This window comes from Pseudomonas sp. UC 17F4 (assembly GCF_900101695.1).
Lineage (GTDB): Bacteria > Pseudomonadota > Gammaproteobacteria > Pseudomonadales > Pseudomonadaceae > Aquipseudomonas.
Genome location: NZ_FNKV01000001.1, coordinates 414,533 through 427,855, shown reverse-complemented (window position 1 = coordinate 427,855; position 13,323 = coordinate 414,533). Strand labels below are relative to the sequence as shown.

Annotated in this window: 13 protein-coding genes; 5 read left to right on the top strand and 8 right to left on the bottom strand. The window is 63.3% G+C overall.

Going from position 1 to position 13,323, the window contains the following annotated elements:
* Nucleotides 1-4 precede the first annotated feature (4 nt).
* The 4 genes from BLR26_RS01890 to BLR26_RS01875 form a co-directional block, all read right to left on the bottom strand.
* Nucleotides 5-1,144, bottom strand: coding sequence for a homoserine O-succinyltransferase MetX (locus tag BLR26_RS01890; protein ID WP_045193963.1), 1,140 nt, complete (start codon nt 1,142-1,144; stop codon nt 5-7).
* Between the two features lie 125 nt (nt 1,145-1,269).
* Nucleotides 1,270-1,860: a YggT family protein gene (locus BLR26_RS01885; RefSeq protein WP_045193962.1), complete on the bottom strand. Its 591-nt coding sequence runs from the start codon at nt 1,858-1,860 to the stop codon at nt 1,270-1,272.
* 10 nt (nt 1,861-1,870) lie between these two features.
* Complete coding sequence (proC, locus tag BLR26_RS01880) at nt 1,871-2,689, bottom strand: pyrroline-5-carboxylate reductase (RefSeq protein WP_045193961.1); 819 nt, start codon at nt 2,687-2,689, stop codon at nt 1,871-1,873.
* 38 nt (nt 2,690-2,727) lie between these two features.
* Nucleotides 2,728-3,414, bottom strand: a complete 687-nt coding sequence (locus tag BLR26_RS01875) for a YggS family pyridoxal phosphate-dependent enzyme (RefSeq protein ID WP_093377203.1) — start codon at nt 3,412-3,414, stop codon at nt 2,728-2,730.
* Between the two features lie 66 nt (nt 3,415-3,480).
* On the opposite strand from BLR26_RS01875, the gene BLR26_RS01870 reads away from it, so the two are divergent.
* On the top strand, nt 3,481-4,509 hold the full coding sequence (locus tag BLR26_RS01870) for a type IV pilus twitching motility protein PilT (RefSeq protein ID WP_093377194.1): 1,029 nt from the start codon (nt 3,481-3,483) through the stop codon (nt 4,507-4,509).
* Here the strand turns inward: BLR26_RS01870 and BLR26_RS01865 are convergent.
* Nucleotides 4,506-5,141, bottom strand: coding sequence for a C40 family peptidase (locus BLR26_RS01865; protein ID WP_045193958.1), 636 nt, complete (start codon nt 5,139-5,141; stop codon nt 4,506-4,508). The genes BLR26_RS01870 and BLR26_RS01865 overlap by 4 nt on opposite strands.
* 246 nt (nt 5,142-5,387) lie before the next feature.
* Here BLR26_RS01865 and BLR26_RS01860 point away from each other — a divergent pair, with 246 nt between their 5' ends.
* Complete coding sequence (locus tag BLR26_RS01860; RefSeq protein WP_045193957.1) at nt 5,388-5,807, top strand: NINE protein; 420 nt, start codon at nt 5,388-5,390, stop codon at nt 5,805-5,807.
* A gap of 48 nt (nt 5,808-5,855) precedes the next feature.
* On the opposite strand, the gene BLR26_RS01855 is transcribed toward BLR26_RS01860, so the two are convergent.
* The 3 genes from BLR26_RS01855 to BLR26_RS01845 all read right to left on the bottom strand — a co-directional run bounded on the left by BLR26_RS01855 (nt 5,856) and on the right by BLR26_RS01845 (nt 10,651).
* Nucleotides 5,856-6,545: an SPOR domain-containing protein gene (locus BLR26_RS01855; protein WP_038997644.1), complete on the bottom strand. Its 690-nt coding sequence runs from the start codon at nt 6,543-6,545 to the stop codon at nt 5,856-5,858.
* Between the two features lies 1 nt (nt 6,546).
* On the bottom strand, nt 6,547-8,283 hold the full coding sequence (gene argS / locus BLR26_RS01850; RefSeq protein WP_093387207.1) for an arginine--tRNA ligase: 1,737 nt from the start codon (nt 8,281-8,283) through the stop codon (nt 6,547-6,549).
* A gap of 148 nt (nt 8,284-8,431) precedes the next feature.
* Entirely contained in the window at nt 8,432-10,651 is a 2,220-nt protein-coding gene (locus BLR26_RS01845) for a primosomal protein N' (RefSeq protein ID WP_045193956.1), read from the bottom strand.
* Nucleotides 10,652-10,823: 172 nt separating this feature from the next.
* Between BLR26_RS01845 and rpmE the strand changes: the two genes are divergently transcribed.
* The 3 genes from rpmE (at nt 10,824) to BLR26_RS01830 (ending at nt 13,310) form a co-directional block, all read left to right on the top strand.
* Nucleotides 10,824-11,039 (top strand): 50S ribosomal protein L31, encoded by a 216-nt coding sequence (gene rpmE, locus BLR26_RS01840; RefSeq protein ID WP_010222223.1) that lies wholly within the window; start codon nt 10,824-10,826, stop codon nt 11,037-11,039.
* Nucleotides 11,040-11,041: 2 nt separating this feature from the next.
* On the top strand, nt 11,042-11,863 hold the full coding sequence (locus BLR26_RS01835; RefSeq protein WP_093377189.1) for a thermonuclease family protein: 822 nt from the start codon (nt 11,042-11,044) through the stop codon (nt 11,861-11,863).
* Between the two features lie 178 nt (nt 11,864-12,041).
* Nucleotides 12,042-13,310, top strand: coding sequence for a malic enzyme-like NAD(P)-binding protein (locus BLR26_RS01830; RefSeq protein WP_045193954.1), 1,269 nt, complete (start codon nt 12,042-12,044; stop codon nt 13,308-13,310).
* Nucleotides 13,311-13,323: the final 13 nt, after the last annotated feature.

Genomic DNA, 13,323 nt, shown 5'->3' with positions numbered 1-13,323 from the left:
CTCCTCAGCAGACGATGCGGTTCATGTAGTTCGTGAATCCCGTGATGTAGCGCGGGGTCGGGATCAGGAAGGCATCGTGGCCATAGGGCGAATCGATATCCAGGTAGCAGACGTTCTTGCGCGCGGCGATCAGCGCATCGACGATCTCCCGCGAGCGTGCTGGCGAGAAGCGCCAGTCGGTGGTGAACGACATCACGCAGTAATCCGCGGTGACATGCGCAAGAGTCGCTGCCAGGTCGCCGCCGTGGCTGGCAGCCGGGTCGAAGTAATCCAGTGCCTTGGTCATCAGCAGGTAGGTGTTGGCGTCGAAACGCCCGGAGAACTCCTCGCCCTGATAGCGCAGGTAGCTTTCAACCTGGAACTCGACGCTGTGGAAGTCGTAGTTGAGCTTGTCGCTTTTCAGCTCGCGGCCGAATTTCTCGCCCATGGAGTCATCGGACAGGTAGGTGATGTGCCCGACCATGCGCGCCAGCATCAGGCCGCGCTTGGGGATCACGCCCTGATCCTGGAACGAGCCGCCGTGGAATTCCGGGTCGGTGAGGATGGCCTGGCGTGCCACCTCGTTGAAGGCGATGTTCTGTGCCGAGAGCTTGGGTGCCGAGGCGATGTCCAGGCAATGACGCACGCGATCGGGGTAGGTGATGGTCCACTGCAGCGCCTGCATGCCGCCCAGGCTGCCACCGACGACGGCGGCCCATTGTTGGATACCCAGGCGATCGGCCAGGCGCGCCTGGCTGTGCACCCAGTCTTCCACGGTCAGTACCGGGAAATCGGCGCCGTAGGGCTTGCCGGTGAGCGGGTTGATGCTGCTGGGGCCGGTGCTGCCGTTGCAACCGCCAAGGTTGTTGAGGCTGACCACGAAGAAACGATTGGTATCGATCGGCTTGCCGGGGCCGATGCAACTGTCCCACCAGCCCGGCTTGCGATCGTCGGGGCTGTGGTAGCCGGCGGCATGGTGATGGCCGGACAACGCATGACAGATCAGCACGGCGTTGCTGGCGCTGCTGTTGAGCGTGCCGTAGGTTTCGTAGATCAGTTCATAGGCGGCCAGCGAGCGACCGCAGGCCAGCGCCAGCGGCTCGCTGAACTGTGCCAGTTGCGGTGTTACCAGACCGACCGAATCTTCGGGAAAGACAGTGGACATCGACCCTGCTCACGCTTGAATGAGGCGTAAGTCTAAAGACCACTGCGAAGTGCGGCAAGGAAAGCATCGCGGGTCAAGCCCGCTCCTACAGAAGTGCTGTGGGAGCGGGCTTGCCCCGCGAGTGATCAGACCAGCAGTCGCAGAATCTCCGGCATCCCGCTCATCGCCGCCAGGTTGTTGATCACCAGCATGTCGATCAGCTTCAGCGCCATGAACGCCAGGATCGGAGAGATATCCAGGCCGCCGAGGTTCGGCAGGATGCGGCGGAACGGCGCCAGAAACGGGTCGCAGATCTGGTTGATCAGCTCGGCGCCCGGGTTGTGGCTGCCCGGCGCGACCCACGAGAGGATCACGCTGATGATCAGGGCGAAGAAGAAAATCTTCAGAAACAGCGCGGTCACGCCAATGATCGACCAGACCAGCAATTGCAGCGGGTTGCCGGTGGTGCCGTAGGCCAGCAGCAGGGTCAGGCCCATCACCAGCAGCTGGATGATGATCGCCAGCAGCAGCGACGACATGTCCAGGCCGAACAGGCTCGGTATCACCCGGCGCATCGGCTTGAGCAGCGGTTGGGTGGCGCGTACGGCGAACTGGCTGAGCGGGTTGTAGAAGTCCGCGCGCACCAGTTGCAGGACAAAGCGCAGCACCACGATCAGCAGGTACAGGCTGCCGAGGGTCTGCAGCACATAGATTGCAGCGGTGTTCAATCCGATCATCTTCGGCTCCTTAGTTGCCCAGTTGTTCAGCCATTTCGGCCGAGCGGTGCGCAGCGGCACCCAGCGCCTGTTCCACCAGCGCTTCGAATCCATTGGCCTGGAACGACTTGATCGCCGCTTCCGTGGTGCCGGCCGGTGAGGTGACCCGACGGCGCAGTTCGGCGGCGTCAACATCGCTGCTGACCGCCATGTGCGCAGCGCCCAGGGCGGTTTGCAGGGTCAGCTTGGCGGCGGTTTCTCGTGGCAGGCCGAGTTTCTCGCCGGCGGCGGTCATGGCCTCGATCAGCAGGAAAAAATACGCCGGGCCACTGCCGGACACCGCAGTCACGGCATCCAGCTGTTGTTCGTTGTCCAGCCACAGGGCGATGCCCACGGCCGACAGCAGTTGCTCGGCCTGCTGGCGCTGGGCCGGCGAAACCTCGGCGGTGGCGAACAGGCCGCTGACGCCCTGGCGCAGCAGCGCCGGGGTGTTGGGCATGCAGCGCACGATCGGCTGGGCGCCGAGCCAGCTGTTCATGCTCGCGCAGGTGATCCCGGCGGCGATCGAGACGACCAGTTGCTCGGGCTTGAGCTTGGGCTTGAGCGCTTCGCACACGGCTTTCATCGCCTGTGGCTTGACCGCCAATACCACCACATCGGCGCCTTCGATGGCCTGGGCGTTGTCGGCGAACATCTCGATGCCGTGCTCGGCATGGATTTTCGCCCGCTGCTCGGCGCCCGGATCGCTGGCGCGGATCTGCGAAGCTTCCAGGCCCTGGGCGCGCAGGCCGCCGATCAGGCTGGCAGCCATGTTGCCGGCGCCGATAAAGGCAATACGAGTCTTGCTCATGTCAGGTCCTTGATAGGGAAAGAGGGAAAAAGCATGGGTCAGGGCTGGCCGTAGTCGCGGGCACCGAACAGCGCGGTGCCGATGCGCACCCAGGTCGCGCCCTGGGCAATCGCGGCTTCCAAGTCATGACTCATGCCCATGGACAGGGTGTCGAGGGGTAACTGAAGGCTCGCCTGCAACTCGCGAACCCGGGCGAAGGCCGCTTGTTGGGCGGCCTCGTCGTCGGTCGGCTCGGGAATCGCCATCAACCCGCGCAGGCGCAGGCGTGGCAGCGCGGCGATGGCGCTGGCCAGGGCCGGCAGCTCTTCGGGCGTGCAGCCAGACTTGCTGGCTTCGCCACTGACGTTGACCTGCAGGCAGATGTTCAGCGCTGCAAGGTTGTCAGGGCGTTGCTCGGACAGGCGTTGGGCGATTTTCAGACGGTCCACGGAATGTACCCAGTCAAAGTGCTCGGCAATCGCACGAGTCTTGTTCGACTGAATGGGGCCGATGAAGTGCCAGGTCAAGGGCAGGTCGGTCAATTCGCCCTGTTTGTTCAGGGCTTCCTGCAGGTAGTTCTCACCGACATCGCGCACCCCGGCGGCGAAGGCTTCGCGCACGGCAGCGGCGGGTTTGGTCTTGCTCACGGCCAGCAGCTGCACGGCCGCAGGCTCGCGCCCGGCGGCCAGCGCGGCGGCACGGATGCGTGCGGCGAGCGTGGAAAGGTTGTCTGCTATGGTGGACATTGATCGATGCCAGCGGCTCTTTGGGTCTGCGGCATTCTACCTGCTTGGCGGCCTTTGGGGAGTCTCATGGATGTGACTGAACTGCTGGCGCTGGCTGTGCAAGCCGGTGCCAGTGACCTGCACCTGGCGGCGGGCGAGGTGCCGGCGCTGCGTTTTGGGGGGCGTTTGCGGCCGCTGGAGCTGGCGGCGCTGACGCCGCAAGACATGGACGAAATGCTCGGGCAGGTAATGTCCGCGGCGCAGCAAAAGGATTTTGAAACACATCTGGATATCGACTTTGCCTTTGCCGTGCCAGCATTGGCGCGCTTTCGGGTCAATGCTTTCCAGCAACTGCATGGCGCCGCTGCAGTGCTGCGGGTGATTCCGGCGCAGGTCAGCAGCCTGGCAGAACTCGACCTGGGGGATGTGTTTCGGCAAATTGCCGAGCTGTCGGGCGGGCTGGTGCTGGTTACCGGGCCCACAGGGTCGGGCAAATCGACCACCCTGGCGGCTCTGGTCGATCACCTGAACCGTGAGCGGGCGCTGCACATCGTCACCCTCGAGGACCCCATCGAATTTATCCACAGCTCGCAGCGCAGCCGCATCAGCCAGCGCGAGATCGGCCGGCACACCCGGGGTTTTGCCCAGGCCTTGCGCGCAGCATTACGTCAGGACCCGGATGTGATCATGCTCGGTGAACTGCGCGATCCGCAGAGCATTCGCCTGGCCCTGACTGCAGCGGAAACCGGGCACCTGGTGCTGGCCACGGTGCATACCGGCTCGGCGGCTAAAACCATTGACCGCCTGGTGGATGTGTTCGCCGCCGAAGAGAAGCAACTGGTACGCGCCATGCTCGCCGAGTCGCTGCAGGCAGTGGTCTCGCAGGTTCTGGTGGAGAAGGTTGGCGGCGGCCGGCTGGCAGCCCACGAGATACTCCTGGCAACGCCTGCGGTGCGCAACCTGGTGCGCGAGGGCAAGGTGGCGCAGATTTATTCGGCGATACAGACAGGCGGGGCACAGGGGATGCAGACCCTCGACGCGTGTCTGCAGGGCCTGGTGCGTCAAGGGCTGGTCAGCCCTGAAAGCGCCCGGGAGCGGGCGCCGGGGCGTTTTTAGCGTTTGGCCAGGGCCAGTTGCTGGCTTTTTGGCAAGACACGTTTGGCAACCACGTAACGGCTGTTCCAGTACGGCTTGTTCAGGGTGTCGATGCTTACCCGTTTGCCAGTGCGCGGCGCGTGGATGAAGCGGTCGTTGCCCAGGTAGATGGCGACGTGGTTGACCCGGCGGCTCTTGATGTTGAAGAAGATCAGGTCGCCGGGCTTGAGGTCGTTGCGATCGACTTTTATGCCGTGGCCGCTGGCCATGGCGTTGGAGGTGCGGGGCAGGTCGACTTCATCGATGTCGTTGAAGGCGTACTTGACCAGGCCGCTGCAGTCAAAGCCCTTGCTCGGGCTGCTGCCGCCCCAGCGATACGGGGTGCCGAGCACGTTGACCGCGCGGCTGAGCACATCGCTGCTCTGCTGCGGCGACATGGCCGCGGCAACCGGCAGCGGTTTGCCCGGGCGAGCGCTGCGCTTGGGGCTGTGCTGGACTTTGTTGCTGCTGACGTTCTTGTGTGGACGCGCAGCAGTGGAATTGGAGGTGTACCCGGAGAAACCGTTGGGTAACCGTTGCTCACGATTGGTGGCGTGGGCAGCCAGTGGCAATAATAGGCAGATGGTCAGCCATGTCTTGAAAAAAGGACGCATAGGCAGGGCTCTGGTTGGTTAGCGCGCAACTTTATAACAGCTTTTTGATCAAATTCTGATCCGTTGGTCGATTCCAGGGGGCGGCAAAAACCGGCAGAAGCGGCGATTGGCCTGCATTCGAAAGGCGCGGGCCAGACAGGATAGGGGTTTGCGGCGGGTAGGGTGGCAAATGACCACACGTCGGCTTGCCACAGAAAAGTCACATTTTTCTTTAGAAAATTTATCGATAACCCACAGGGGCTATGAATGAACAGTTATCAACAGGGCGGTCAGCTACACGACACCCACAGCAAGGTGATCGGTTATCTGCTGTGGATTTTCGGCTTCACCGGTTCGCACCGCTTCTACTATGGCAAGCCGGTCACTGGCACGATCTGGTTCTTTACCCTGGGCCTGCTCGGCATCGGCTGGTTGATCGACCTGTTTCTGATTCCGGCGATGGACCGCGAAGCCGACCTGCGCTTTCAGCCGGGCCCACTGGACTACAGCCTGGCGTGGATCCTGCTGACCTTCCTCGGGGTGTTTGGCGTGCACCGCATGTACCAGGGCAAGTGGATCACCGGCCTGATCTACCTGTGCACCGGCGGGTTATTCCTGGTGGGGGTGCTGTATGACTTCTGGACGCTCAATACCCAGGTGTCACTGGCCAACGCCCAGCGGCGTTAAGGCCTGAAGCCTTGTCGCAGCGAATGCGACAAGGCTTTTGCGGCGGGGTTACTGGCGGGTCTGGCGCTGCTGCAACAGCAGATTGCTGAAGCCGCTGCCAGCCAGTTGCTTTTGCGCCACGGTCAGCTGCTCACGGTTGCTGAACGGGCCAACCAGCACGCGGTACCAGGTTTCTTCCTTCACCGTGCCGGACTCCACCTTGACCGCCTGGCCGAGCAGGATGATCTGCGCGCGGACCTTGTCGGCGTCGGCCTGCTTGCGGAACGAGCCGGCCTGCAGGAAGAACTGGGTGGTCGCCGCCGGCTTGATCACCGGTGGTGCTGGCGGAGGCGTCTGGCCCATTAACGCGGCCTGGGCACGAGCGGTGTCGATCTTCGCCGCTTCCGCCGGGGTGACCGGAGGTTGCGCCGGCACCGGCGGGGTTTTTTCCGGCACCGCTTCAGGCGGCACGATCACTTCCGATTCCGGCAGCAAGGTATAGAAGTCGTACTTGGGCTTCACCGGCTGCTGCGGGCTTGGTGCGGTCTTGTTGGCTTCGGCGACCTTCTCGGCCTTCTGCTGCTCGGGCTTGGTGCGCTTGACCTCGCCGTTGCCAGGCTCGAGCTTCATCAGGAACACGACAAAGGCGCCCACCGACAAGCCGATTGCCAGCCACAGCCAGCCCGGGATCGGCTGCTTGGCAGGTGCCTGATAGCGACTCGCGCCGCGCTTGGGTGCGGGTTTTTTCTTGGCAGCCAACTTACATGCGCTCCAGGGTTTCCAGGCCGAGCAGTTGCAGACCTTGCTTGAGGGTACGACCGGTCAGGGCGGCCAGACGCAGGCGGCTCTGCTGCTGTTCAGGGGTGTCGGCGGCGAGGATCGGGCAGTTCTCGTAGAAGCTCGAGAACAGGCCGGCAACGTCGTACAGGTAAGCGCACAGCACGTGCGGCGTGCCCTTCTCGGCGACGTTGTTGAGGATCTCGCCGAACTGCGCCAGGCGTGCAGCCAGGTCCTGCTCCTGCGGTGCTTGCAGGATGATCTGGCCGTCGACTTCTTCAAAGCTCTTGCCCAGCTTGCGGAACACACCGGCGACGCGGGTGTAGGCGTACAGCAGGTAAGGCGCGGTGTTGCCTTCGAAGTTGAGCATCAGTTCGAAGTTGAAGCTGTAGTCGCTGGTGCGGTGCTTGGACAGGTCGGCGTATTTCACCGCGCCAATGCCGACCACTTCGCCGATGGCGCGCAGGTCGGCCTCGGCCAGCTCCGGGTTCTTCTCCTTGACCAGGGCGTAGGCACGCTCCTTGGCTTCGGTGAGCAGGTCGATCAGCTTCACCGTGCCGCCGTCGCGGGTCTTGAACGGACGGCCGTCGGCGCCGTTCATGGTGCCGAAGCCCATGTGCTCCATTTGCATCGGGTGGCCGACGAAACCGGCGCGGCGAGCCACTTCGAACACCTGGTTGAAGTGCAGGGCCTGACGCTGGTCGACGAAGTACAGGGCGCGGTCGGCCTTGAGCACGTTGCTGCGGTAGCGCACGGCAGCGAGGTCGGTGGTGGCGTACAGGTAGCCGCCGTCGGCTTTTTGCACGATCACCGGCAGTGGCTCGCCTTCGGCGGTTTTGAATTCTTCAAGGAATACGCACTGGGCGCCCTTGCTCTCGACCAGCAGACCCTTGGCCTTGAGGTCGCTGACGACATTGGCCAGGTCGTCGTTGTAGGCGCTTTCGCCCATGACGTCGGCCATGGTCAGTTTGACGTTGAGCAGTTCGTAGGTCTTCTGGCAGTGCGACAGCGAGATGTCCTTGAAGCGGGTCCACAGCTTCAGGCATTCCGGGTCGCCGGCTTGCAGCTTGACCACCAGGCCACGGGCGCGGTCGGCGAACTCTTCGGACTCGTCGAAGCGTTTTTTCGCCGCACGGTAGAAGTTCTCCAGGTCCGACAGCTCGTCGCTGGTGATCGGGTTTTCCTGCAGGTAGGCCATCAGCATGCCGAACTGGGTGCCCCAGTCGCCGACGTGGTTCTGGCGGATTACGTCATCGCCGAGGAACTCCAGCACGCGGGATACGGCGTCACCGATGATGGTCGAACGCAGGTGGCCGACGTGCATCTCCTTGGCCAGGTTAGGGGCCGACAGGTCGACCACCACCTTCTGCTGCGGGCCGGCTTTCTTCACGCCAAGCTTGGCGTCGGCCAGGGCCGCGTCCAGGCGCGAGGCCAGGGCCTGGGTGTTCTGGAAGAAGTTGAGAAAGCCTGGGCCTGCGATCTCGACCTTGCTTACCTGCTCGTCGGCAGGCAGGGCGGCGATGATCTTCTCGGCCAGGTCGCGCGGTTTCATGCCGGCAGGCTTGGCCAGCATCATCGCGATGTTGCTGGCGAAGTCGCCGTGGGTCTTGTCCCGGGCGTTCTCCACCTGGATCGCCGGCGTCAGCCCGTCAGGCAGCACACCGTCGGTGACGAGTTGGGTGAGGGCTTGCTGGATCAGCTGGCGAATGGTGTCTTTCATGGGCTTCTCTTTCGACCGCAAGCGCGGCGGCGCTTCGATGCGCAGGTGGAAAAACTGGACATTATCCGTTGCCGGGGCGAGGTTGCCAACCTTTGGGGTGTTCTGTTCGGCCCTCATCGCTGGCTTGCCAGCGATGAGGCCAATGCTGTCAGTACAAATCCACCGGATCGACATCCAGCGACCAACGCACCTGGCGCCCGGACGGCATCTGTTCCAACACTAGCAACCAGGCGCTGATCAGTCGATGCAAAGGTGCCCTGGCATTGGCCTGGAGCAACAATTGCGCACGAAACCGCCCGGCACGGCGTTCCATCGGCGCCGGCACCGGGCCCAGCAGCTCGATGCCGTGCAGGTTCTGTTCGGCCAGCAACTGCTCGGCGGCGCTGCAGGCTTCATCGAGAAACCCCTCGGCCTGCCCCGGCTTATGCGCTTCGGCGCGCAACAGCGCCAGGTGCGCGAAAGGCGGCAGGCCGGCGGCGCGGCGCTCGCTCAGGGCCTGCTCGGCAAAGGCGAAGTAACCCTGCTCGGTCAGTTGCACCAATAAAGGATGGTCGGCCAGGTGGGTCTGGATGATCACCTTGCCCGGCTCCTCGGCGCGCCCGGCGCGGCCGGCGACCTGGACGATCATCTGCGCCATGCGCTCGCTGGCGCGAAAATCGCCGGAGAACAGGCCGCCGTCGGCATCGAGGATCGACACCAGGGTCACCCGCGGAAAATGGTGGCCCTTGGCGAGCATCTGGGTGCCAACCAGGATGCACGGCTGGCCGCGCTGGATGGTGGCGAACAACTGGTTCATCGCATCCTTGCGCGAAGTGCTGTCGCGGTCGACCCGCAGCACCGGGTAATCCGGAAAAAGAATGCTCAGGCGCTCCTCGGCGCGCTCGGTGCCGGCACCCACCGGGCGCAGGTCGACTTTGTTGCACTGCGGGCACTGGCGCGGCACGCGCTCATCGTAGCCGCAGTGATGGCAGCGCAGCTCGTTGGAGCGCTGGTGCACGGTCATGCGCGCATCGCAGCGTGGGCATTCGGACATCCAGCCGCAGTCATGGCACAGCAGCGTCGGCGCAAAGCCGCGGCGGTTGAGGAACACCAGTACCTGCTGGCCGGCCGCCAGGGTCTGGCCGATGGCTTGCTGCATCGGCCCGCTGATGCCGCTGTCCAACGGCCGGCTCTTCACATCCAGGCGCAGGAAGCGCGGCTGCTGGGCGCCGCCGGCGCGCTGGTTGAGGCGCAGCAGGCCATAGCGGCCGCTGTGGGCGTTATGCAGGCTCTCCAGCGACGGCGTGGCCGAGCCCAGCAGGATCGGGATGTTCTCCTGGCGCGCGCGCACCAGCGCCAGGTCGCGAGCGTGGTAGCGCAGGCCTTCCTGCTGTTTATACGAGCCGTCGTGTTCTTCGTCGATGATGATCAAGCCGGGGTTTTTCATCGGTGTGAACAATGCCGAGCGGGTGCCGATGATGATGTCGGCCTCGCCGTCACGTGCGGCCAGCCAGGCATCCAGGCGCTCGCGGTCATTGACCGCCGAGTGCAGCAGGGCGATGCGCGCGTTAAAACGCTGCTCGAAGCGCGCCAGGGTTTGCGGCCCCAGGTTGATCTCCGGGATCAGAATCAGCGCCTGCTTGCCGGCCTCCAGGGTTTCGCGGATCAGCTGCAGGTAGACCTCTGTCTTGCCGCTGCCGGTGACCCCGGCCAACAAGAAGGCATGAAAGCTGTCGAAGCCTGAGCGTACCGCATTGAAGGCGGTGCGCTGCTCGTCGTTGAGCGGCAGCTCCGGCTGCGCCAGCCAGTGTTCGTGGCGTTCCTGGGGCAAGTGGCGGCGCACCTCGACCTGCACCAGCTCCTTGGCCAGCAGCAGGTCGAGGCTGTCCTTGCTCAGCATCAGCTTGCTCAGCAGGGTATGGGCCACGCCATGGGGGTGCTGCGCCAGGGTTGCCAGGGCTTCGCGCTGGCGCGGCGCGCGGGCGATGCGCGGGTCGTCCAGGCGCGCGCCTGGGGCCACTTGCCAGAAGCGCTCCTGGCGCGCTTGCGCCGGTTCGCCCTGGCGCAGCAGCACCGGCAGGGCCCAGCTCAGGGTATCGCCGAGGCTGTGCTGATAATACTGCGCAGTCCACAGGCACAGCTTGAACAGTGCCGGCGGCAGCGGCGACACCGGATCGAGCAGGGCGATTGCGGGCTTGAGCTTGTCGGCCGGCACCTCGCTGGTGTCGCTGATCTCGATCAGGATGCCGATCATCTCGCGTCGACCAAACGGCACGCGGATACGCATGCCCGGGGTCAGTGCCTGGCGCGCCATGCTTGCCGGTGCCCTGTAGTCGAACAGCCGCCGCAGGGGCGAGGGCAGGGCAAGGCGTAGAATGACGTCGGACACGCGAAAGGTTCTCTGCAGGGGGAATTCCAGGGTCCGGCGAGCCTAGCAGACGACCGCCGGTCTAAGCGACAACTTGCGTTGGCTGTTTGCTCTGGTATTATTCCGACCCTATTTTGCGTGCGGTATTCAACAATGGTGTTGAGTGGCGGCACGTCAGCACTGAGGAAACACCATGAAAGCCGATATCCATCCGGTATACGAAGCTGTAGAAGTTACCTGCAGCTGCGGTAACAAATTCGAAACTCGTTCGACTCTGGCCAAGGCCCTGCCGATCGACGTTTGCAACCTCTGCCACCCGTTCTACACCGGTAAGCAGAAGGTCCTGGACACCGGCGGCCGCGTACAGAAGTTCGCCGATCGCTTCGGCATGTTCGGTGCCAAGAAGTAAGATTGCGCGACGCTGGCCCGATGGGTTTGGCATTGCTGCTGAAAAAGGCGTCCCTCGTGGGCGCCTTTTTTATGGGCGCGATCTGGCAGTTGCCGGCCCTGGCATTCTGCGCGGCACCGGTCGATGCGCAGGTGGTCAGCGTGCGCCAGGTGGTCGATGGCGATACCTTGCGTCTGAATGATGGCCGCAGTGTTCGCCTGATTGGCATTAATGCACCGGAAATCGGTCGCAAAGGTCGCAGCAGTGAAGCCTTCGCCGAGGCTGCACGGCAGCGCTTGCAGGCCCTGGTCAAGGCCAGCGGCGGGCAGGTGGGGCTGGTTCCTGGCGTCGAGGCGCGGGACAAATATGGCCGTACTCTGGCGCATGTCTACGGCCGCTCTGGCGACAATTTCGAAGCACAACTGCTCAGTGAAGGCCTTGGCTACCGGGTTGCGGTGGCCCCCAACGTCGCGTTGGCCGGCTGCCAGGCGCAGGCCGAGCGCGCCGCTCGTCAGGCCGGTAAAGGCCTGTGGCGGCAATCGCCATTGACCCCGGCAAGCGCCGTGCGTCAGTCCGGTTTTGCCCTGATAAGTGGCAAGGTGATGGATATCCAGCGCAATCGCGGGGGTATCTGGATCGAAATCGACGATTCTCTGGTGCTTCAGGTGCCGGCGCGCCTGCAGCGCAATTTCCCCTCTTCGTTCTTCACTGATCTGAAAGGTCGATCGATCGAAGCCCGCGGTTGGGTGCTGGATCGTTCCCGCAAAGGTGGCCTGAAGCCGGGACAGCAACGCTGGTTGCTGCCCCTGACCGATCCGTCGATGCTGGAACGGGTCGAAAGATAAAAAATTGTCTACATTTTTAATTTCGATTGTACACATCGAAACCCTTGCAGGCCGTGGCTCTTGGCGGAAAGTCGTAGGTTAAAGGCCTTGACACAAGTGACCGGGCAGTCTTGTCGGCCCTTTGCTCTTTGCGTATCCTCGGCGGTCCGTCAGAACAGTAAATAGCGGAATGCCCACCATGTCAGATTTGAAAACTGCCGCTCTCGAATACCACGCTCAACCTCGTCCGGGGAAACTGAGCGTCGAGCTCACCAAACCTACCGCGACTGCTCGCGACCTGGCGCTGGCCTACAGCCCTGGCGTGGCTGAGCCGGTTCGCGAAATCGGTCGCGATCCGGAACTGGCCTACAAGTACACCGGCAAGGGCAATCTGGTAGCAGTCATTTCCGACGGCACCGCCATCCTCGGCCTGGGTAACCTCGGCCCACTGGCCTCCAAACCGGTCATGGAAGGCAAGGGCGTTCTGTTCAAGCGTTTCGCCGGTATCGACGTGTTCGACATCGAAGTCGACTCCGAGAGCCCGCAAGCCTTCATCGACACCGTCAAGCGCATCTCGATCACCTTCGGTGGCATCAACCTGGAAGACATCAAGGCGCCAGAGTGCTTTGAAATCGAGCGCGCGCTGATCGAACAGTGCGACATCCCGGTATTCCACGATGACCAGCACGGCACCGCGATCGTTACCGCCGCCGGCATGATCAACGCCCTGGAAATCGCTGGCAAAACCCTGGCCGACGCCAAGATCGTCTGCCTGGGCGCCGGTGCCGCCGCCATCTCCTGCATGAAACTGCTGGTGAGCATGGGCGCACAGATCGAGAACATCTTCATGGTTGACCGTACTGGCGTGATCCACGCTGGCCGTGACGACCTGAACCAGTACAAGGCGGTGTTCGCCCACGCTACCGACAAGCGCACCCTGGCTGACGCCCTGCAAGGCGCTGACGTGTTCGTCGGCCTGTCCGGCCCGAACCTGCTGAGCCCTGAAGGCCTGAAGTCGATGGCGCCGAACCCGATCGTGTTCGCCTGCTCCAACCCTGATCCAGAGATCTCCCCGGAGCTGGCCCACGCCACCCGGAACGACGTGATCATGGCTACCGGTCGTTCCGACTACCCGAACCAGGTCAACAACGTACTGGGCTTCCCGTTCATCTTCCGCGGTGCCCTGGACGTTCGCGCCAAGCGCATCAACGAAGAAATGAAAATCGCTGCCGCCAACGCCCTGAAAGACCTGGCCAAGCTGCCAGTGCCTAAGGAAGTCTGCGCAGCCTACGGCGTCGACGCCCTGGAATTCGGCCGTGAGTACATCATTCCGAAGCCAATGGACGCTCGTCTGATCACCGTGGTTTCCGATGCCGTGGCCAAGGCCGCGATCGAGACTGGTGTGGCGACCCTGCCGTATCCGAAGAACTACCCGCTGAAAAGCGTGGATGACGTGTTCAACGGCTAATGTGTGGGCGGTG

Excerpts from the sequence above, each read along its gene's own strand:
- rpmE (WP_010222223.1), top strand. The coding sequence starts at position 10,824 with ATGAAAGCCGATATCCATCCGGTATACGAAGCTGTAGAAGTTACCTGC.
- BLR26_RS01865 (WP_045193958.1), bottom strand. The coding sequence starts at position 5,141 with ATGCGTCCTTTTTTCAAGACATGGCTGACCATCTGCCTATTATTGCCA.
- BLR26_RS01860 (WP_045193957.1), top strand. The coding sequence starts at position 5,388 with ATGAACAGTTATCAACAGGGCGGTCAGCTACACGACACCCACAGCAAG.
- BLR26_RS01870 (WP_093377194.1), top strand. The coding sequence starts at position 3,481 with ATGGATGTGACTGAACTGCTGGCGCTGGCTGTGCAAGCCGGTGCCAGT.
- proC (WP_045193961.1), bottom strand. The coding sequence starts at position 2,689 with ATGAGCAAGACTCGTATTGCCTTTATCGGCGCCGGCAACATGGCTGCC.
- BLR26_RS01830 (WP_045193954.1), top strand. The coding sequence starts at position 12,042 with ATGTCAGATTTGAAAACTGCCGCTCTCGAATACCACGCTCAACCTCGT.
- BLR26_RS01885 (WP_045193962.1), bottom strand. The coding sequence starts at position 1,860 with ATGATCGGATTGAACACCGCTGCAATCTATGTGCTGCAGACCCTCGGC.
- BLR26_RS01875 (WP_093377203.1), bottom strand. The coding sequence starts at position 3,414 with ATGTCCACCATAGCAGACAACCTTTCCACGCTCGCCGCACGCATCCGT.
- argS (WP_093387207.1), bottom strand. The coding sequence starts at position 8,283 with ATGAAAGACACCATTCGCCAGCTGATCCAGCAAGCCCTCACCCAACTC.
- BLR26_RS01890 (WP_045193963.1), bottom strand. The coding sequence starts at position 1,144 with ATGTCCACTGTCTTTCCCGAAGATTCGGTCGGTCTGGTAACACCGCAA.